Here is a 20,541-nt window from a genome sequence, read left to right on the forward strand (position 1 = left end):
TCATTTCTCCGTTTTCCCATGCAAGTATCCAAGATGGCAGCCGGCCTCATCGGCTCCGAAATCATTCGAATTGGCAACCAAGTAAGCGAGCAGGTGCGCCAGGGCGCAAACATCTGCAACCTGACCATCGGTGATTTCGACTCGAAAATTTTTCCAATTCCGGCCGGGCTCACCGCCGGCATCATCGGTGCCTACCAGGCTGGCATGACCAACTACCCGCCCGCCGCTGGCATGGGCGAGTTGCGCGACAGCGTCTCGGCATTCCTAAAAACCCGCCAGGGCCTGGAATATTCGGCTAATGATATTCTCATTGCCGGCGGCTCGCGCCCGCTCATCTACGCCACCTACCGCGCCCTGCTCGACGAAGGCGACCGCGCCATTTTCCCGCTGCCCAGCTGGAACAACAACCACTACTGCCACCTGGTAGGGGCTACGCCCGTAGCCGTGCCCACCCGGCCCGAAAACAACTTCATGCCCACGGCCGCCGACCTGGCGCCGCACGTAGCGGGTGCCAACCTGCTGGCCCTCTGCTCGCCGCTGAACCCCACCGGCACCGTATTCACCAAGGAAGGTCTGGAGGAAATCTGCGACTTGGTGATTGCCGAAAACAAGCGCCGTGGCCCCGATGAAAAGCCGCTCTACGTGCTTTACGACCAGATTTACTGGCTCCTCACCTTCGGCGAAGCCAAGCACTACGACCCCGTCAGCCTGCGCCCCGAGCTGCGCGACTACGTCATCTACATCGATGGCACGTCAAAGTGCTTCGCCGCCACTGGCGTGCGCGTGGGCTACAGCTTCGGCCCCACCACCATCATCGACAAGATGAAATCCATCCTGGGCCACGTCGGGGCCTGGGCTCCCAAAGCCGAACAGGTGGCCATGGGCAAATTTCTGCCCCAAACCGCCGCCGTCGATGAGTTCCTAACCAGCATCAAAGGTCGCCTGCAAACCTCCCTGACCGCTCTTTTCGACGGTTTGAAAGAGTTGAAAGCCCAGGGTTACCCCGTCGATGCCGTGGCACCCGCCGGGGCCATCTACCTCACCGCCAAAATCGACGTGCTCGGTCGCACCGCCCCCGACGGCACCATCCTCACCACCACCGCCGAGCTTACCTCCTACCTCATCGCCGAAGCCAAGCTGGCGCTGGTGCCATTTTCAGCATTCGGCTCACCGGCCTCGGAGCCTTGGTTCCGCGCCTCGGTTGGGGCTGAGACAGTGGATTCGATTCAGGCCGCGCTACCGCGTTTGAAGGCGGCACTGGATAAGCTGAAATAATAATTAGCTTATTGTGTATTTTTATTGCGCAATATTCATTGCATTACCCATGAAACGTCAAGCGGCTACATGTCACGAATTGTAGGTACCAACCTATAATTCACATGAAACAACCAAAAAAACGCTGGGCTTGGACGGCGTGGCAAAAAGGGCGCATCCGGCTTTACAGTAGCGTCTCATATGGAGTTTATCACCCCGGTAAAGCTTACACCCAACTGCTATGGAGAAGGCATCGCGCCTTAAAGCGTAAGGCCTTAAGTCAAATTCGGCAGGACGCTGATGAGATGGATGTTCACTTTCTATATCATCACCGTCATAGCGGTCATTGGCAATGTTAAAACAAAAAAAGGCCGCCAGAATTGGCAGCCTTTTTTTTGTTTTGGCTCTTCAATATGCGAACCTTATATAGGTAATCTCGCGCCTTTTTAATTAAGGGAAAATCTTGCGATTAACTTACTATTTATCAACCTTTCGCCGTGAGCGTCACATAAGGAATAATGCATTCCTCCAGCGAAATACCGCCGTGCTGGAACGTGTCCTTGTAGTAGTTCACGTAGTAATTGTAGTTATTCGGATAGGCGAAGAAATAATCGCCAATCGTAAATACATACGCCGTGCTCACATTCTCACGGGGCAGGAAAATGGATTCCGGCTTGCGCACCACGTACACGTCGCGCGAATCTTCGAAGCCCAGGTTTTTGCCGTGCTTGTAGCGCAAGTTGGTGTTTGTATTGCGGTCGCCCACAATCTTATAGGGGCGCTTGCAACGGATGGTGCCGTGGTCGGTGGTGATGATGAGCTTGCCTTTTTTCTCGGCAATCTGCTGCATCATTTCATACAGCGGCGAGTGCAGGAACCACGAGCGGGTGATGCTGCGGTAGGCCGATTCGTCGGCCGCCAGCTCCCGAATCATGGCCATGTCGGTGCGGGCGTGCGAGAGCATATCCACGAAGTTGTAGACGATGACGTTGCACTTGTAGTTGTTGTGCAGGTTGCTCATTTTGCTCAGCAAGTCCTTGCCAGCCTGCAGGTTGGTCACCTTGTGGTAGCTGTGCTTGGCCTTCTGGTTGTTCTTTTGGAAGTTGATTTCCATGAACTCGGCCTCGTGCAGGTTTTTGCCTTCGTCGTCGTCGTCAGTCACCCACAGGTTAGGGTATTTTTTTTGGATTTCACTCGGCATCATGCCCGAGAAAATGGCGTTCCGCGCATAGGCCGTAGTGGTCGGCAGAATGGCGTAGTACATCTCCTCGCTGTCCACCGTAAACATCTCGGTGATAATTGGCTCCAGCACTTTCCACTGGTCGTAGCGCAGGTTGTCAATTAGCACGAAGTACACGGGCGTGTCGCCGGTGGCCTTTAGCGTGGGAAACACCCGCTCCTTGAACAGTTGGTGCGACATGAGCGGCGCGTCCTTGTCGCTGCCGTCCACCCAGTCTTCGTAGTTCTCGGTGATGAAGCGGCCGAAATACGTGTTGGCTTCGTCCTTCTGCATGTTGAAAACCTCGGCCATGCTCTTGCCTTCAGTTTCATTGATTTCAAGCTCCCAGTACACCAGCTTCTTGTACACGTCGGCCCACTCGGAGGGCGAAAGGCGGTCAGAAAGCTGCATACCGAGCTGGCGGAAATCGCGCTGGTAGCCCGAGTTAGTGGCTTCGCTCACGAGGCGCTTGTTGTCAAGCACCTTTTTCACCGACAGCAGAATCTGACTGGGGTTCACCGGTTTAATCAGGTAATCCGCAATTTTAGCGCCGATGGCCGACTCCATAATGTGCTCTTCCTCGCTCTTGGTAATCATCACCACGGGCACGGTGGGGCGGATGGCCTTGATTTCGGTGAGCGTTTGCAGGCCGGTGAGGCCGGGCATGTTCTCATCGAGAAACACGAGGTCGTAGCTCTTTTCCTGAATCTCCTCAATGGCATCCGCGCCGCTGTTGACGGGCGTTACGTCGTAGCCTTTTTCCTTGAGAAACAGCAGGTGCGGCTTGAGCAGGTCGATTTCGTCGTCGGCCCAGAGAATGGTGGTTTGTTGCATAGTGGGGACTTGAGGTCTTGGGGACTTTGGCGTCTTGGTTAATCAAGTTAACGTAAGACGTCCCGAATGGATATATAGAAAGCTGACAACGTTGGCGCGGCCAGCTTCCCGTAAAGGGTTGAGCTTGCCCAAACGGCCTGCCGTAGCTTCGCGTTCAGTTATTGACGGGCGGGCGCTGCAAATGTTGCCTGTTTTTGCCCATTCGCTCCGTATTTCTACTGTTCTGTTTTCTGCCCGTCATCCCCTCCCCGCCCGTTCCGTGAACAAAAAGAAAATCTTCAACGACCCCGTTTACGGCTTCGTCACCATCCCGACGGAGTTCCTGTTTGACCTGATTGAACACCGGTATTTTCAGCGGCTGCGGCGTATCCAGCAGCTCGGCCTCACCGGCTTTGTGTACCCCGGGGCGCTGCACACGCGCTTTCACCACGCGCTGGGCGCCATGCACCTGATGTCGCTGGCCCTGCGCACGCTCAAGGATAAGGGCGTGAAGATTTCGGCCGCCGAGGGCGAGGCTGCAATGGCTGCAATTCTATTGCACGACGTAGGTCACGGCCCCCTATCCCACGCCCTGGAAACGGCCATTTTCCAAGATGTGCCGCACGAGCAGCTGTCGCTTTTTTTGATGGAGCGCCTGAACAAGGAATTTCACGGCAAGCTCGATTTGGCCATTGAGATGTTCAAGGGCACCTACAAGCGGCCGTTTTTTCACCAGCTGGTGAGCAGCCAGCTCGACATGGACCGCCTCGATTACCTCAACCGCGACTCCTTCTACACCGGCGTTGAGGAAGGCCGCCCCGGGGCCGACCGCCTCATCAAAATGCTGCGCGTGCACGAGGAGCGGCTGGTACTGGAAGAGAAAGCCGTGTACTCGGTCGAGAATTTCCTGGTGAGCCGGCGGCTGATGTACTGGCAGGTGTACCTGCACAAAACCGTGACCTCGGCTGAGCAAATGGTCATCCGCGTGGTGCAGCGCGCCCGCGACCTGGCCCGCCGTGGCGTGGAAGTGCCCGCCAACAGCTGCCTGGGCTACTTCCTGGGCCGCGCCGTGAGCCTGGACGAGTTCGAGAAAAACGAGAAAATCCTCAGCCATTTCGTGGAGCTTGACGATTACGACATCTGGTCGGCTATCAAAGCCTGGGCCGGGCATTCGGATATCGTACTCAGCTACCTCGCCAAGAGCATCCTGCACCGCAATCTGCTCAAAATCGTGCTGGCCCCCGAGCCGTTCGACGAGGAATTCCGCCTCGGCATTCAGGAGCTCATCGCCGAGAAGTTCCACCTGCCGATGGAAGAAGCCGAACTGCTCATGATTTCGGGCCGCCTCAGCAACAGCGCCTACAACGCCGAAAGCCAGGAACCCATAGAAATCCTGACCAAAAAAGGCGATGTGGTGAACGTAATGGATGCGTCGGACTTGCCCAACATCCGCGCCCTGAGCCAGCGCGTGGAGAAGTTTTATATCTGCTACCCGAAGGAGATTGTGTAGCGTCCACTTGTCATCCTAAGCGGAGCGAAGGACCTTATCATGTCTGAACAGTTTGCAGTAAATCAGTTGCTACAGGCTTGATAAGGTCCTTCGCTCCGCTCAGGATGACAAGTAGACCGATTACTCAGTCTAAAAACAGAAACCGCCGCCTAATTTTGCGCCTTATGGAATTTACCGTTCAGCAAATTGCCGAAGTTCTCGGCGGCACCGTGGAGGGCGACGCCACCCTGCGCATCTCCAGTTTGGCCAAGATTGAAGAAGCCCAGGCCGGCTCCCTCACCTTCCTCTCGAACAGCAAATACGAGCCGTTTCTCTACGAAACCGGCGCTTCGGCTGTAATCGTGGGTCAGGCCCAGGAGCTGAAACAGGCCATCAAGCCCGCCCTGATTCGGGTTGAGAATCCTTATACCGCATTCAGCCAACTGCTAGAATTTTATGCGCAGGCCACCCGCACCGGCAAGCGCGGCGTCGAGCAGCCTTCGTTCATCGCGGAGTCGTCCGAGATTGGGCCGGGCCACTACCGGGGCGCGTTTTCCTACATTGGCGAGAACTGCAAGCTGGGCGAAAATGTGTTGGTGTTCCCCCACGCCTATATCGGCGACCGGGTCACGATTGGCGCGGGCAGCATCATCCACGCTGGCGCTAAGATTTATTCGGATACCGTCATTGGTCAGTTCTGCGTCGTTAAAGCTGGAGCCGTGGTTGGTTCCGATGGCTTCGGCTTCGCCCCGCAGCCCGACGGCTCTTATAAAGCCATTCCGCAAATCGGCAACGTGGTGCTCGAAGACTACGTCAGCATCGGAGCCAATGCCACCATCGACTGCGCCACGCTGGGGTCGACGCGCATCGGCAGAGGTAGCAAGATTGATAACCTCGTGCAGCTGGCCCACAACGTGGAAATTGGCCAGCACACGGTCATTGCCTCGCAAACGGGTATCGCCGGCTCGGCCAAAATCGGCGACCATTGCGTGCTGGCGGGCCAGGTGGGCATGGCCGGCCACGTCACGCTGGCCAACAAGACGACCGTCACCGCGCAGTCGGGCATCGGCAAGAATGTGAAGCAGGAAGGCACCATCCTGCAAGGCTCCACGGCCTTCGACTTCAAGCAGAACCAGCGCGCCCAAATCGTTTTCCGCCGCCTGCCCGAGCTCGAACAGCGCGTGGCATCGCTGGAGAAGGCGAAAAACGCGACGGAAAAGCCCTAGCTTTGTAGCCTAGTAGTTGTCTGTTGCTAGTGGTCAGTTGTTAGGCTCAAACGCCTTTAAGCCTGATTGCGAACAGCTAACAACTGACAATCAGCAAGAATGAACGACAAGCAACACACCATTCAGGCACCCGTGACGGTGCGCGGCATCGGACTGCACACCGGCGTAGAGGCCACCATGACGTTTTGCCCCGCTCCGGTGGGCCACGGCTACAAGTTTCAGCGGGTCGATATGCCCGGTCAGCCCATCGTCGATGCCGACGTGGACAACGTGGTGGACTTGAGCCGCGGCACCACCATTGAGCAGAACGGTGCCCGCATCAACACCGTGGAGCACACGCTGGCCGCCCTCGTGGGCCTGCAGCTCGACAACGTATTGATTCAGCTCAGCGGCCCCGAGCCGCCCATCATGGACGGGTCGTCGGCCGAGTTCATCAAGGCCCTGGTTTCGGTCGGGTTTGAAGAGCAGAACGCGCTGCGTAACTACTACGAAATCCCGGAAAGCATTCGGTACGTGGACAATGCGCGCGGCGTGGAAATTGCCGCCCTGCCTCTCTCCGACTATCGCCTCACGGTGATGGTGGACTACAACTCGCCGGTGCTGGGCTCGCAACACGCCACGCTCACGGATATCGGCCTGTTTAGCGAAGAAATTGCGTCGTCGCGCACGTTCTGCTTTTTGCACGAGCTGGAAATGCTCTACAAAAACAACCTCATTCGCGGCGGCGACCTCTCCAACGCCATCGTGGTCGTGGACCGTGTGGTGAGCGATGATGAGCTGACCGACCTCGCCAAAATGCTGGGCAAGCCCCGCGTATCGGTGAAGAAAGAGGGCATTTTGAACAACGTGGACCTGCGCCACAAAAACGAGCCCGCCCGCCACAAGCTGCTCGACCTCGTGGGCGACCTCGCCCTGGTGGGCCGCCCGCTGAAAGGCCAAATTCTGGCCGCCCGCCCCGGCCACGCCGCCAACGTCGCCTTCGCCAAGAAAATCAAGAAGAAGATGCTGGAGTCGCGCACCAACCCGGTGCCCGCATACGACCCCAACCGCGAGCCGGTAATGGACATCAACCGCATCATGCAGGTGCTGCCCCACCGCTACCCGTTCATCATGATTGACAAAGTCATTCATCTGGACGACCAGGTGGTGACGGCCGTGAAAAACGTGTCGATTAACGAACCTTTCTTCCAGGGCCACTTCCCCGGCAACCCGGTGATGCCCGGCGTGCTGCAAATCGAGGGCCTGGCCCAGACCGGCGGCATCCTGGTGATGAACACCGTGCCCGACCCCGAAAACTATTGGCAGTATTTCCTGGGCATCGAAAACGCCCGGTTCCGCAAAAAAGTCCTGCCCGGCGATACCATCGTGTATCATTGCCAATTGCTGGCCCCCATCAAGCGCGGCATTGCCAAGATGCGCGGCCAGGCTTTCGTGAATGGCAAAGTGGTGTGCGAAGCCGAAATGAGCGCCGCCATCGTTCGCAAAGACGCCTAATTCATTTAACAATTAACAGTTATCATTTAACAAGACCTAAGGCTGCCTCACATGAACCAAGCCTTTACCTTCTGTTAAATGTTAAATGATAAATGACCACTGAGTACATGATTTCCCCCCTCGCCTATATTCACCCTTCGGCTCGCCTCGCGGCGGGCGTCACCGTCGAGCCGTTTACGACCATTGCGGCCGATGTCGAAATTGGGGAGGGCACCTGGATTGGGCCGAACGTGACCATCATGAACGGGGCCCGCATCGGGGCCAATTGCCAGGTGTTTCCGGGTGCCGTGATTGGGGCCGTGCCGCAGGATTTGAAGTTTGCCGGTGAGCAAACCACCGCTGTAATCGGCGACAACACCGTGATTCGGGAGTGCGTGACCGTGAACCGCGGCACCGTGGACCGCGGCGAAACCCGCGTGGGCAGCCACTGTCTGCTGATGGCCTACGTGCACGTCGCCCACGACTGTATCATCGGCAACCACTGCATTCTGGCTAATACCGTGCAGGTAGCAGGCCACGTCGAGATTGGCGATTATGCCATCGTAGGCGGGTCGTCGGCAGTGCATCAGTTCGTTAAAATAGGGGCGCACGCCATGATTTCGGGCGGCTCGCTGGTGCGCAAGGACGTGCCGCCGTACGTGAAAGCCGGCCGCGAGCCTCTCTCCTACGCCGGGGCCAACTCGGTGGGCCTGCGCCGCCGGGGCTTCTCCGAAGACGCCATCAACATGGTGCAGCAGCTGTACCGCACGCTCTTTCTGGGTGGCCTCAACAACAACGACGCCCTGACGCAGATTGAGCGTGAGCTACCCGCCACGCCCGAGCGCGACCTAGCCGTGGAATTTGTGCGGGCCGCCACGCGGGGCATCATCAAAGGCCCCAAGCGCGGCCGGCCTGATGGCAGCGAGTCGGAGTAATTAATTCCTGCTTTGGCATTGATGCAAAAAAGAACGTCATGCTGAGCGCAGCCGAAGCATCTCTACCGCAGTAGTAAATCCAATCGAAAGGATTAGTTGCGCGGTAGAGATGCTTCGACTGCGCTCAGCATGACGTTCTATCGTTTCAACCAACCAGTCAACCTTCTCCACCTTGCAAATCGACGCCACCGGCCTGGGCAAGCGCTTCCAGCGCGACTGGATTTTCCGGGGCCTGACGCGCGTTTTCCGGCCGGGCAGTGCCACGGCTGTCCTCGGGCCTAATGGCGCGGGCAAGAGCACGTTGCTGAATACGTTTTCGGGGCAATTACTTCCTACCGAGGGCACGCTGACTTACTCACTGGCGGGCGAAAACCTGGCCGTGGAGGATGTGCCCCGGCATCTGGCCTACGCTGCCCCCTACTTGGAGCTGCTGGAGGAGTTGACGCTGATGGAGATGTTGCAATTTCATACCCAATTCAAGCCCTTGCGGCCCGGCGTGACGCTCGACCAGCTCATCGGCATTATGTACTTAGAGAAGGCGCGGCACCAGCTGGTGCGCGAGTTTTCCTCCGGCATGAAGCAGCGGCTGAAACTGGGACTCGCGCTATATGCCGATGCGCCCCTGCTCCTGCTCGATGAGCCCACCACCAACCTCGATACCACCGGCGTGGCCTGGTACCAGGAGCACGTGCAGGCCACGCGCGCCGGCCGCACCCTACTGTTGAGCTCCAATGTGCCGGCCGAATATGGCTTTTGCGATGAGCAATTGGTGGTGACGGATTTTCAGTTGGTGCACGGTTAGTATCCGTAGTTTTCGGGCTTTCAACTTCCTGATTTCTTGGTCAGAATAACAGCCCGACGAGCGGACAAAAACGCCATTCCCAAGCTTGAGCTTACCTTTTTATCGAAATCAAAGGCCCAGGAAGGGAACCGAAAATCAGCTTGGGACGTATCTTCGCGGCCTACTCAAGCATCATTTCTCACCTCAACCTAATCCGCCCTGGCCATGATTGATGACGACGACCTGGACGACGACCTGCTCGCCGACGATGACGACCTGGATACGTATGCCAAAAAAGGCGGCGCTGCCGCCATCGGCAATACCGAAGACCGCCTCTCGGCCAAATACGCCGACTACCTGATGTGGACCGACACCGGCTCCTCGCACGACGAGGCCCTGGACTTGGCCAACATGAGCGAAGAAGAATTCGTGGAAGCCGAGCGCGCCGAAAACTCCGACCGCGGCGGTTTCACCAGCCTCGACGATGATGATGACGAATTCGCTGACGATGACGATGAAGACGACGAAGGCTACAGCAGTGGCCGGGGCAGCCGCCGCGGCAGCAGCTTCGATAGCGACGATTACTAAAATACCGTAGCATTTTTGCCCATGAAAAAGCCCCTGCTGGAAATTCCAGCAGGGGCTTTTTTAATCAACTAATGCGGTAATCTGACGCCTAGCGGCCGAACACCGTTTTGAGGATGTCGCTGGTGCGGGCGGCGGGATTTTTGCGGATTTTGGCTTCCTCGTTGGCCAGCAGGATGAACAGGCCATCCACGGCTTTCTGGGTGGTGTAGTCGGCCAGGCTGAGGTTGACGGGCGTCATCAGCGGGATTTTGTTGTACTGGTTGGTGATGGTGGCGTAGGCGCGGCCGGCCCCTACCTGGTCGATGGCGGCCTCAATGTCGGGATGGAAAGCCGCGTTCAACTGCGCCTGCGTGGATTTGCGCAGGAACTGCGTGGCCGCGTCGGTCGAGCTGCTGGTCACCAGCGTGAGGGCATCGGTGATGCTGATGTTGGCCAAGGCGTTGAGGAAAATGTCTTTGGCTTTGGGCGCGGCGGCCTCGGCGGCGCGGTTGAGCTGGGTTTCGAGCTGGGTGAACAGCGTGTTCATGCCCGGCAGGCGGCCTACGGTCGATTTCACAATGTCAAGGTCGGGCGGCGTGGGGATGTGAATGTCGTCGTTGAGGTTGAAGCCATCGGGCTCCGAGGCGAACTGCACGGCCTTCACGATGCCTTTGTTGAGGGCTTCCTTGATGCCGGCGCTGGCCTGAGCTTCGGTGAGAGGCGCGGCGGGCGCGGCTACGGGCGTGGGGGCTTTGGTGGTGGCAGCTTTGGCAGCGGCAGCTTTGGCGGCAGCGGCTTTGGCGGCAGCGGCTTTGGTCGCGGCGGCTTTCGCGGCGGCCGTTTTAGCAGCGGCGGCCTTGGCGGCGGCGGCTTTTTTGGCGGCAGCGGTTTTAGCGGCGGTAGTTTGGGCGTGGGCGGCGGGGGCCGAAGCGGCCAGCAGGCCGGCTACGAGCAAGGCACTGGCAATGCGAGTAAACATGAAATAAACTGACGCGGCGGGAAAACCGGAAGGCCCCTGTGGCTGTCCTTGGACCGCCGCTTGTGCAAATTGAAGACAATTTTGCGGCCAAACCTATTTTTTTCGCCCAACTCATGCCCACGGCTCATCCCATCCCTGCTTCCAGCGCCCCTCAGCTCCCCCACGCCGCGCCGCCCGATGTCGAAATCATGACCATTGGCGACGAGCTGCTCTACGGGCAGGTCATCGATACCAATTCGGCCTTCATGGGCCAGGAGCTGGGCAAAATCGGCCTGCGCGTGCGGCAGATTTCATCGGTATCGGACCGGGCCGATGAGATTGTGGCGGCCCTGGACCAGGCCCGGCAGCGGGCGCAGGTGGTGCTCATCACCGGCGGCCTCGGCCCCACCAAGGACGACCTGACCAAGCATGTCCTCGCCCGCTATTTCAATACCGAACTGGTAATGCACGAGCCCACCCTGCACCACGTCGAAGAGATTTTCAAAAGATTCCAGCGGCCCATGCTGGACGTGAACCGCCAGCAGGCCCTAGTGCCGGCCAACTGCGAGGTGCTGCACAACGCGGTGGGCACGGCCCCCGGCATGTGGTTTTCCGACCAGGGCACCATTTTCGTGAGCATGCCCGGCGTGCCCTTCGAGATGAAGCGCCTGATGACTGACCACGTCCTGCCGCGCCTGCAGGCGCAGTTTCACATCGCCCCCATCGAGCACGTCGTCATCATGACGGCCGGCCTGGGCGAGAGCTTCCTGGCCAAGCAAATCGAGGATTGGGAAGATGCCCTGCCCGCCAACATCAAGCTGGCCTACCTGCCCAGCTTCGGGGCCGTGCGCCTGCGCCTGACCGGCTCCGACGACGGCCTGCCCGACCTGCGCGGCCGCATGCTGGCCCTGCTGCCCGCCCTGCGCGAGCGCATCGGCGAGTACATTTTTGCCGAAGAAGAAACCACGCTCGAAGCCGCCATCGGCAAGTTATTACTCGCCAAAAACCTCACCGTGGGCACGGCCGAAAGCTGTACCGGCGGGATGGTTGCTCAGCGCCTGACCAGCGTTTCGGGCAGCTCGGCGTATTTCCGGGGCGGTATCGTGGCCTACCACAACGACATCAAGCAGCAGGAGCTGGGCGTGAAGCCCGAAACCCTGGCCGAGTTCGGGGCCGTGAGCGAGGCCACCGTGCGCGAGATGGCTGAGGGTGCCCGCCACCGCCTAGGCGTAGACGTGGCCGTGGCCATCAGCGGCATTGCCGGCCCCACCGGCGCCACCGAAACCAAGAAAGTGGGGACCGTGTGCCTCGCCTACGCCGACGCCACCCACACCATCAGCCGCGAGTACGTGCTGGACCGGGGCCGCGCCCTGAACACGGAATACGCCGCCCAATCGATGCTCACGATGCTGCGGCAGCAGCTGGCGCTGGGGTAGCGGTTGTCATTGCGAGGAGGCACGACGAAGCAATCCGTCCTGTTCTCAGTGACCAGCCCTGAGATGAGACAAGCCCCGGCACCGCAATGGTGCCGGGGCTTGTCTCATTTTACACTTGCCGGGCCTTTGTAACGACTTGTTGCCAGCGCCCGGCCAGCGCCCGCCGGGCCGGGCGGCCACCACCTACGGCTTCGCCGCACTGGCCAACGAATTGGCGTAGCTCACCAGCTCATGCAGCTCCCGGGCGGTGGCAAACCCCAGGCCCTGCGCCCGGGCGTAGGCCTGTAGCTGCTGCGCCTGCTCGGGGAAAGCCGCCAGCAGGTCTTTCCGGGGGTTGCGCAGCGCCCTGATTTCGCCGGTGGGCCAGGCCAGGTAAAAAACATCCTGCAGCTCGTTCACCGTGCGGAACTGCACCGGCGCGATGTCCACCACGGGCAGCTTGCCCGGGGCCACGGGCAGGCTCCGGCTCAGGCCGCCGCCGTGCGCCGGCCCGGCCATATTCAGGGCCACTTGGCGCGGCACCAGAAACTGCCGCCGCAACAGCAGCACGGGGCCTTCGGCCAGCTGCTCGAAGAAGTAGGGCTCCGGCCGCTGGTCCGGGTGCTCGCCGTTCCAGGGCAGGGTGCGAAACAGCCGCAGCACCGTGGGGTCGGCGGCCCGGGCCACCCGGTAGCGCCCCTGCCCCGTGGCAAACTTTTCGCCCTGCACCGCAAAGGCCGCCACCATGCCGGGCACCAGGTTGCGCACCGTGCCATCGGGCTGCGCCAGATACAGCACATCGGTCGCGTAGTGCATCGCCACCGGCCCCGCCAACGTGTCGCCGTTGGCCAGCACAATGCGGCTGAACTGAAAATCCAACCGCACTCCGGTGTTGGCTTGGCCGTGCGCCGTGCCCCGCGCCAAAAGCAGCAGGTAGGCTAAAAACCGAATGTTCATCGTGTTTAGAGGAGGGGTGAATCCAATGACGCACAAGGTATCAAATCCTGCTGATTCCTATTTGTAAATGATAAAGGCGGGCTTTTTTGAGAATGATGTCGGGGCGGGGCTGGCCCCTGTCTGGATGTTCGCACAAAACCACCGATTCCGTTCAACGACCGGGCGGGGGCCAGCCCCGCCCCTACAGCATTCACCGACCCCGCTTCCACCAAAAAAGGCCAGCCCGGTGGGCTGGCCTTTTTGGCAAACAGGCGCTGGAGGCTTACGCCGCCGGCGTTTCCGCCGGCACCACGTTCATGATGGTATGCCCCATTTTGTCGCGCTTGGTAGTCAAATACGCCTCATTGTGAGGGTTCGAGTCGATTTCGATGGGCAGCGTGTCCACGATTTCGAGGCCGTAGCCGATGAGGCCGGTGCGCTTGCGGGGGTTGTTGGTGAGCAGGCGCATCTGGCGCACCCCGAGGTCGCGCAGGATGCTGGCGCCCACACCGTAGTCGCGCTCGTCGCCCTTAAAGCCCAGGTCTTCGTTGGCCTGCACCGTGTCGCGGCCCTGCTCCTGGAGCTTGTAGGCCTTGAGCTTGTTGAGCAGGCCGATGCCCCGGCCCTCCTGGTTCATATAAACGATAACGCCGCGGCCTTCGCGCTCAATCTGGCGCATGGCCTGGCGCAGCTGCGGGCCGCAGTCGCAGCGGCACGAGCCGAAGATGTCGCCCGTCACGCAGGAGCTGTGCACGCGCACCAGCACCGGCTCGGGGCCGCTGATGTCGCCCTTCACCAGGGCCAGGTGCTTGGCCCCGTTCGAGTTTTGGGTGAAGGCGTAGAGGTCGAAATCCCCGTCCTCAGTGGGCATCCGCACCGAGATTTCGCGGGTAATCAGGCTTTCCGTGGCGAGGCGGTACTTGATGAGGTCCTGCACCGAAACCAGCTTCAGGCCCCACTTTTTGGCCACGATTTCGAGGTCGGGCAGGCGGGCCATTTCGCCGTCTTCCTTCAGGATTTCGACCAGCACCCCGGCCGGGGCCAGCCCCGCCAGGCGGGCCAAATCCACGGCCGCTTCGGTGTGGCCGGCGCGGCGCAGCACGCCTTCCTTGCGGGCCTTGAGGGGGAAAATGTGGCCGGGCTTGCCCAGTTCCTCGGGCTTGGTGGTGGGGTCGATGAGGGCCAGAATGGTCTTGCTGCGGTCGGAGGCCGAGATGCCGGTGGTCACGCCGTTCTTCAGCAAATCGACCGACACCGTGAACGGTGTGGCGTGCAGGGCCGTGTTGTGGCCCACCATCAGGTCGAGGCCCAGGGCCTCACAACGCTCCTCGGGCAGCGAGGCACACACCAGCCCCCGGCCGTGGGTGGCCATGAAGTTGATGATTTCGGGGGTGGCGCAGGCGGCGGCGCAGATAAAGTCGCCCTCGTTTTCACGGTCTTCGTCGTCAACGACGATGACCACTTTGCCAGCCCGGATGTCGGCAATGGCGGATTCGATGGAGTCAAGCATGGGGTGGAGTATTTCGGCCCATAACAACGAGGGCGAGCGCAAAGTTAGCGCCGGCTGGCCGCGCCCTCCCCAAACCGCGCTTCGAGCCGCGCCGTGGCCCCGGCCCAGGTGTAGCGCGCCGTCACAAAGGCCTGTCCGCGCGCGGCCAGCGCCCGGGCCTCAGCCTCATCTTCCAGCAGGTGGCTGATGGCCTGGGCCAGCTCGGCCGCCGTGCCGGCCACACGCACCTGTTCGCCGTCGGTAGCGCCCAGGGCATTGTTGGCCAGCGGCGTGGTCACGCAGGGCAGCGCCATGGCCATGGCCTCCAGCAGCTTGTTTTGCAGGCCCGTGCCCACCCGCATGGGCGCGGCAAACACCCGCGCCGACGCATACGCCGCCCGGATATCCGGCACCCAGCCGCTGATTTCGACGTGGGCCGAAGCCAGCGCCTGCACCCGGGGCGCGGGCGTAGTGCCCGCCACCAGCAGGCGGGCCGTAGGGTGCCGCTGGCGCACCAAGGGCATTATTTCTTCGGCCAGAAAGCAGGCGGCATCCACGTTGGGGTGGTAGCTCATGTTGCCGCAAAACAGCACGTCGCAGGTCTTGGCGGCCTCGGGCCGGGGCTGAAAAAAATCGGTATCGATGCCATTGAGCACGATATCAATCTCGGCCCGCCGGGGGTGCTGGATGAGCTGCCGGTCCTGGTCGCTGATAATGGTGTGGTGCTGAAACCAGTCGAAAGCCGCCGCTTCGTAGGCCAACAGGCGCTGGGCTTCGAGAGCCAGCACGGACCGCTGCCAGCGCGGAGCCTGCGTGGCCCGCCGCGCCACCCCGGCCGAAAACACGTCCATATAATCGAGCGTCATCGGCACGCGCCCGGCGTGGGGCCGCAGGTATTCGGCCATGCGGATGAGCTGGCAATACACGTGGTCGGGCCGAAAATCGCGCAGCAACTCATCCACCAGGCGCTGGGCGGCCGGGTCGTAGAAATAGCCCACTTGCAAGGGCCTGCCGGTGGCCAGCGCCCAGGTCATGTTGCGGGCAATGCCGGGCCGACGCAGGCGGCGGACCACCAGGCCGCCACGGCACAGCGGGCGCACTGCCGCATAGGCTTCGTCCGAAACATCCTCATCAGAAAGGGCAAACAGGCAGATTTCATGATGCCCCGCCAGGTAGCGGAGCTGGTGGAAGGCGCGCAGCTTGTCGCCCTTATCGAGCGGGTACGGGAAGCGCGAGAGCAGAACGAGCAGCTTCATGCGGGCGGCGAATGAGCGGGCGTGCCGGCCGGCGCGGGCACGAGTAATTGGGCATACAAATCGACGAAGCGCTGCACCACCCGGCGGTTGTCGTAGAGGTCGGAGGCGGTGCGGGCGGCTTCGGCCCCGAGCCGGGACGTGGGCAAGGTGCCCCGGGCCCAGGCGCGCAGGGCCTCCAGCCAGGCGGCGGGCGTATCGCGCAGCACAATGTCGTGGCCGTCGCGCACGGCAATGCCCTCGGCCCCGAGACTGGTGCTGAGAATGGCCTTGCCCAGGGCCATGCCCTCAATGATTTTCACGCGCATGCCGCCGCCGCTGAGCAGCGGCACCAGCATCAAATCATACGCCTGCATAAACGCCGGGGCCGACTCCACGAAGCCGTGCATAAACACGTTGTCGGCCCGCAGATTGAGCAGGTGCGCGGGGGCGTTGCGCCCGGCAATGTGCAGCTCCACATCGGGGAATTCGGCGTGAAAAGTGGGCCACACCTCGCGCAGCAGCCACTCCACCCCTTCCTGGTTAGGCAGCCAGTCGAGCGAGCCAATCATGAACAAAGTGCGCGGCTTGGGCTGAATTTCCGGATTGGCCTGCACGCGGTCCAGCTCCACCCCGGCCGGGATGAACACCACCGGCTCGGGGCAATGCAAGGCCCGCAGACGGTCGGCATCGGCCTCGGTGATGGCCGCCACGGCATCGAACTGCCGCAGGTAGCGCCGCTCGAATTTCTCCAGGCGGCGGGCCATGGTTTGCAGAAATACGCGCTTGAGCGGGTTGCCCTCGCGGCGGGCCAGCATGTGCCAGATGGTGTTTTCGAGGTTGTGCGCCCGCAGCACCAGCGGCGGCACCCGGAAATCCTGGCGGTGCTGGCGGCCCAGCAGTTCGGCGTACCAGGCCACGAAGGTGCCCTCCATCTGCACGATATCGACCTGCTCAGTGCGCAGGATTTCGAGCAGTTTCTCGCCCACCGCCGGGCTGATGAACCGCTCCACATTATAAGGCTGGCGGCTGAAAAGCAGGTTTTTCAGGGCCTTCCCGGCCGAAATATCGGTATCCACGTCCACCAGCACCAGCCGCAGGTTGGGGCCGAGGTGGGCCAGCGCATCGGCCGGCTGGCGGTGCTTGGGCGTGTTGATGGCCAGCAGCGTGACGCGGTGCCCGGCCCGCACGAGGCCAGCGGCCACGTCGTACATGGCAATGGCCCCGCCGTCGTGGGGCGGAAACGGAACGCGGGGGCAGAGTTGCAGGATGTGCATTTCGTTGAATTATGAATTATGAATTATGAGTTTTGAATTATTGGAGGAACGGCTGACGAGCCAATTCATAATTTCTAATTCACAATTCATAATTACCCTTACAGTTGCCGGAAGCGCACTTCGAAGTTTTCAATCTGCTCCTCGCTGCCGAGCACCAACAACACGTCGCCGGGAATGGGCACGTAGTCCACGGGCGGGCTCACCAGCAGGGAGCCATCGGCCTGGCGCAGGCCGATGATGGTGGCCCCGGTGATGGAGCGCACGTCGAGCTCGCGGATGCTACGGCCGTGCAAATCGCGGCGGATTTGCTGGAACGTCATTTCTTCGAGGCGCAGTTTATCGGCGCTGAGGCCCGAAATCAGGTCCAGAAAGCGGATGACTTCGGGGCGCACCACCAGCTTGGCCATGTGCGAGCCGCCGATTTCGTCGGGCATCACCACCGAGTCGGCCCCGGCCGAGATGAGCTTGCTTTCCGAAGTTTTGAGCGAGGCGCGGGCGATGATTTTCAGGCGCGGATTGAGGGCGCGGGCCGAGAGGGCCACGAACACGTTGTCGGCATCCTTGGGCAGCGAGGTGATGAGGGCGGAGGCCCGTTCCACGCCGGCCTGCTTGAGCACGAGGTCGGTAGTGGCATCGCCGAAGACGGTGAAAATGTTGCCGCCGGGTACGCCGTCGCCATCATAATCCTCGCCGGTGTGGCCTTCGGTGATGTTTTTCATCAGCTCCTGGTTCGACTCCACTACCACCACGCGGGCCCCGCTGGCCCGCAGCTCCTGGTAGGCGCGGCGGCCGTTGCGGCCAAAGCCGCACACGATAACGTGGCCGCTGAAACGCTTTATCTCCTGGTCGGTTCGAATCATCTTGTAAATTTTGCGCAGCTCGCCGTCAAAGATAAAGGAAGAGAAAACCGACACGAGGTAGGCCACCACCACCAGGTTGTAGAGAATATAGATGGAAACGAACAGCCGGCCCGCCTCCGAAAACGTGTGAATCTCGCCAAAGCCCACCGTGGCAATGGTCGTCACCGTCATGTAAAACGCATCGATGGGGCCGTAGTGCTCGATGTAAGTGAAGCCGCTCATGCCAATGACCAGGCTGGCCACGGTGAGCACGACGGCCAGAATCAGGCGGTTGATGTTGAGGCGTTGGAGCATTCTAGGTAAAATGGGTTCGCAAGAACGTCATGCTGAGCGCAGCCGAAGCATTTCTACTGCGCAACTAATTCCAATCAGAAGGAATAGTGTTGCGCAGTAGAGATGCTTCGGCTGCGCTCTGCATGACCGTGCTTTTTCATTCGTGACGACTACTCAGGTGCCCCGCGCCACCACCGTGCCCAGCAGCGCGGCCAGCTCATTATCCAGCTCCTTCAGCCGCTTGATGTCGCCCAGGATTTCAAACATCTCGGCATCTTCCAGCGGGTGGCGCAGCTTTTCGAGGCACTGGTCGAGCTCGCGCTGGACGTGGACTTTGTTGAGGCGCAGCACGGCGTTGTCGCAGGCCAGCTGGGGCAGGTCGACTTCGTTGAAGACGTAGATTTCCTTGGTGCGCCAGTTGGGGCTGATTTCATAGCGCTCAGTGGCCAGGTCGGTGATGAGCTGGCGGATGTCCTCGCGCTCGTTCTGGGCCAGCAAGCGGGCATCGGGGAAGCGTCCGGCCAGGAGCTCCTGTCGGCAGATTTCCCACATCTCGGCGAAGAGCGGCTTCTGGAGCGGGTACTCGCCGAGCTGGCCCATGAGGTAGCCGGCCACGCTTACTTCGGGCTCGATTTCGCGACCGGAATAGAGCACCAGCAGGCGCAGCACCTCGCGCTCACAGACATGAAGCATGTCGGGCGTTTCTTCCTCTTCGGCAGCCTTCTTGGGGGCTGACGTGAACGAGGTGCCCAGCGACTCGGCCGCTTCGGCCCCGCCATACATCAGCATTTCGGCCTCTTCCTCGTCGCTCATCGGGCGCGGGGCCGGGGCCGAGCGCGGGTTGGAGCTGGGTGGGTAGCCGGTATTGGCGCTGCCCGCGCCGTTGCCATAGTTGCCGCGGTTGTCGGATTGGCCGCCGGGCTTGCTCTGCTGGCCAGGTGACTTCACCAGCTTATTATACTCCGTGATGAGTACCTGCTCATCGATGCCGAACGTGGCCGAGGTCTGCTGCAAAAACACCTGCCGCTTGATGGCATCGGGCACCTTGGCGATGCTGTGGAGCACGTCGCGGATGGCCTCGGCCTTCTTCACGGGGTCGTTGCTGGCCTCGCGGGCCACGAGCGTGGTTTTGAAGGTGATGAAGTCCTGGCTCTTGGTTTCGATGTACTCGGTGAAGCGCTGGTCGCCCACTTTGCGGATGTAGCTGTCGGGGTCGTCGCCGTCTGGAAACAACACCACGCGCACGTTCAGGCCGCCTTCGAGCAGCAAATCCGTCCCGCGCAGCGAGGCTTTGATGCCGGCCGCGTCGCCGTCGTAGAGTACCGTCACGTTATCCGAATACCGCTTGATGAGTCGAATCTGGCCCTCGGTGAGCGAGGTGCCGGATGAGGCCACCACGTTTTTAATCCCACCCTGATAAAGGCTTAACACATCGAGGTAGCCTTCCACCAAATAGCAAACCTCCTGCGTCCGAATGGCCTGCCGGGCCTGGAACAGGCCATACAGCACGTCCGACTTATGGTAAATCTCCGACTCGGGCGAGTTCAGGTACTTCGCCATCTTGTCGTCGCGCTTCAGGGTGCGCGCCCCGAAGCCCACCACCCGGCCGCTGATGTTGTGAATCGGGAACATCACGCGGCCCCGGAACCGGTCGTAGCGCCGGCCGGTGTCTTTGCCCTGGTCGTCGGTGCGGATGACGGTGAGGCCGGTTTTTTCGAGGTACTTCTTGTCGAAGCCGGCCGTTTCGGCGGCTTTCATCAGGTCGTCCCAGCTGTCGAGCGAGTAACCCAGTTCGAAGGTCTGGATGGTGCTCAGGTTGAGGCCGCGCTCCTTGAGGTAGCCGTAGCCGATGCTCATGCCCTCCTCGGAATTGAGCAGCAGGCGGTGGAAGTGGTTTTTGGCGAAGTCGGAAACGATGAACTGGGAATCCCGCTCGTTCTGCTCCAGCTGCTGCTGGGGCGTTTTTTCCTCCTCCTGAATCTCGATGGCGTACTTCTTGGCCAAGTATTTCAGGGCCTCCACGTAGCTGGTGCCCTCCACATCCATCACGAACTGCACCACGCCGCCGGCCTTGCCGCAGCCGAAGCATTTATAGAGCGACTTGGCCGGGTTTACGGAGAACGAAGGGGACTTTTCGTTGTGGAACGGGCACGGTGCCCACAGATTCTGGCCCTTGCGCTTGAGCTGCACGAAGTCGCCGACGACTTCCACGATGTCGGCGGTCTGGATGATGTGGTCAACTAATTCTTTGGGGATGCGGGCCATGGGTGGCTATTCGGGGGCAAATGGGGGCGGAAGCGGCTAATAACAGAGCGTCATGCTGAGCGCAGCCGAAGCATCTCGC

At 60.8% G+C, this 20,541-nt stretch carries 16 protein-coding genes; 8 read left to right on the forward strand and 8 right to left on the reverse strand.

Annotation, left to right across the window (positions count from 1 at the left end; genetic code table 11):
* The first annotated feature begins 18 nt into the window (after positions 1-18).
* Positions 19-1,275 carry a pyridoxal phosphate-dependent aminotransferase gene (locus ACYU70_RS03925; protein WP_342296499.1) on the forward strand — a complete coding sequence of 419 codons (1,257 nt, stop codon included), beginning with the start codon at positions 19-21 and terminating at the stop codon, positions 1,273-1,275.
* Positions 1,276-1,738: 463 nt separating this feature from the next.
* Here ACYU70_RS03925 and porX read toward each other — a convergent pair whose 3' ends face one another.
* Positions 1,739-3,307: a T9SS response regulator signal transducer PorX gene (porX, locus tag ACYU70_RS03930; protein WP_342296498.1), complete on the reverse strand. Its 1,569-nt coding sequence runs from the start codon at positions 3,305-3,307 to the stop codon at positions 1,739-1,741.
* A gap of 259 nt (positions 3,308-3,566) precedes the next feature.
* Between porX and ACYU70_RS03935 the strand changes: the two genes are divergently transcribed.
* From ACYU70_RS03935 to ACYU70_RS03960, 6 genes are all read left to right on the forward strand, one after another.
* Positions 3,567-4,796, forward strand: a complete 1,230-nt coding sequence (locus tag ACYU70_RS03935; protein ID WP_342296497.1) for an HD domain-containing protein — start codon at positions 3,567-3,569, stop codon at positions 4,794-4,796.
* Between the two features lie 164 nt (positions 4,797-4,960).
* Entirely contained in the window at positions 4,961-6,001 is a 1,041-nt protein-coding gene (gene lpxD, locus ACYU70_RS03940) for a UDP-3-O-(3-hydroxymyristoyl)glucosamine N-acyltransferase (RefSeq protein ID WP_342296496.1), read from the forward strand.
* Positions 6,002-6,100: 99 nt separating this feature from the next.
* Positions 6,101-7,495, forward strand: a complete 1,395-nt coding sequence (locus ACYU70_RS03945) for a bifunctional UDP-3-O-[3-hydroxymyristoyl] N-acetylglucosamine deacetylase/3-hydroxyacyl-ACP dehydratase (protein WP_342296495.1) — start codon at positions 6,101-6,103, stop codon at positions 7,493-7,495.
* Between the two features lie 107 nt (positions 7,496-7,602).
* Positions 7,603-8,409: an acyl-ACP--UDP-N-acetylglucosamine O-acyltransferase gene (lpxA, locus tag ACYU70_RS03950; RefSeq protein WP_342296494.1), complete on the forward strand. Its 807-nt coding sequence runs from the start codon at positions 7,603-7,605 to the stop codon at positions 8,407-8,409.
* Between the two features lie 172 nt (positions 8,410-8,581).
* Positions 8,582-9,211, forward strand: coding sequence for an ABC transporter ATP-binding protein (locus ACYU70_RS03955; RefSeq protein ID WP_342296493.1), 630 nt, complete (start codon positions 8,582-8,584; stop codon positions 9,209-9,211).
* A 204-nt stretch (positions 9,212-9,415) separates the two neighbouring features.
* A complete protein-coding gene (locus ACYU70_RS03960; protein WP_342296492.1) occupies positions 9,416-9,778 on the forward strand; it encodes a hypothetical protein in 363 nt (120 codons plus the stop codon).
* Positions 9,779-9,866: 88 nt separating this feature from the next.
* Here ACYU70_RS03960 and ACYU70_RS03965 read toward each other — a convergent pair whose 3' ends face one another.
* The gene (locus ACYU70_RS03965) at positions 9,867-10,736 is read right to left on the reverse strand and encodes a DUF4197 domain-containing protein (protein WP_342296491.1); all 870 of its coding nucleotides are present in this window, start codon (positions 10,734-10,736) and stop codon (positions 9,867-9,869) included.
* 113 nt (positions 10,737-10,849) lie between these two features.
* Between ACYU70_RS03965 and ACYU70_RS03970 the strand changes: the two genes are divergently transcribed.
* Complete coding sequence (locus ACYU70_RS03970) at positions 10,850-12,151, forward strand: competence/damage-inducible protein A (protein WP_342296490.1); 1,302 nt, start codon at positions 10,850-10,852, stop codon at positions 12,149-12,151.
* Between the two features lie 183 nt (positions 12,152-12,334).
* On the opposite strand, the gene ACYU70_RS03975 is transcribed toward ACYU70_RS03970, so the two are convergent.
* From ACYU70_RS03975 to dnaG, 6 genes are all read right to left on the reverse strand, one after another.
* Positions 12,335-13,087 (reverse strand): hypothetical protein, encoded by a 753-nt coding sequence (locus tag ACYU70_RS03975; protein WP_342296489.1) that lies wholly within the window; start codon positions 13,085-13,087, stop codon positions 12,335-12,337.
* Between the two features lie 262 nt (positions 13,088-13,349).
* Positions 13,350-14,576 carry a bifunctional 3,4-dihydroxy-2-butanone-4-phosphate synthase/GTP cyclohydrolase II gene (locus ACYU70_RS03980; RefSeq protein ID WP_342296488.1) on the reverse strand — a complete coding sequence of 409 codons (1,227 nt, stop codon included), beginning with the start codon at positions 14,574-14,576 and terminating at the stop codon, positions 13,350-13,352.
* A 44-nt stretch (positions 14,577-14,620) separates the two neighbouring features.
* Positions 14,621-15,811 (reverse strand): glycosyltransferase, encoded by a 1,191-nt coding sequence (locus ACYU70_RS03985; RefSeq protein WP_342296487.1) that lies wholly within the window; start codon positions 15,809-15,811, stop codon positions 14,621-14,623.
* Complete coding sequence (locus tag ACYU70_RS03990; protein ID WP_342296486.1) at positions 15,808-17,064, reverse strand: glycosyltransferase family 4 protein; 1,257 nt, start codon at positions 17,062-17,064, stop codon at positions 15,808-15,810. The genes ACYU70_RS03985 and ACYU70_RS03990 overlap by 4 nt, the downstream gene beginning before the upstream one ends.
* 98 nt (positions 17,065-17,162) lie before the next feature.
* Positions 17,163-18,218 carry a potassium channel family protein gene (locus tag ACYU70_RS03995; RefSeq protein WP_342296485.1) on the reverse strand — a complete coding sequence of 352 codons (1,056 nt, stop codon included), beginning with the start codon at positions 18,216-18,218 and terminating at the stop codon, positions 17,163-17,165.
* A 153-nt stretch (positions 18,219-18,371) separates the two neighbouring features.
* Entirely contained in the window at positions 18,372-20,462 is a 2,091-nt protein-coding gene (dnaG, locus tag ACYU70_RS04000; RefSeq protein WP_342296484.1) for a DNA primase, read from the reverse strand.
* Positions 20,463-20,541 lie beyond the last annotated feature (79 nt).

The organism is Hymenobacter segetis (genome assembly GCF_054776495.1).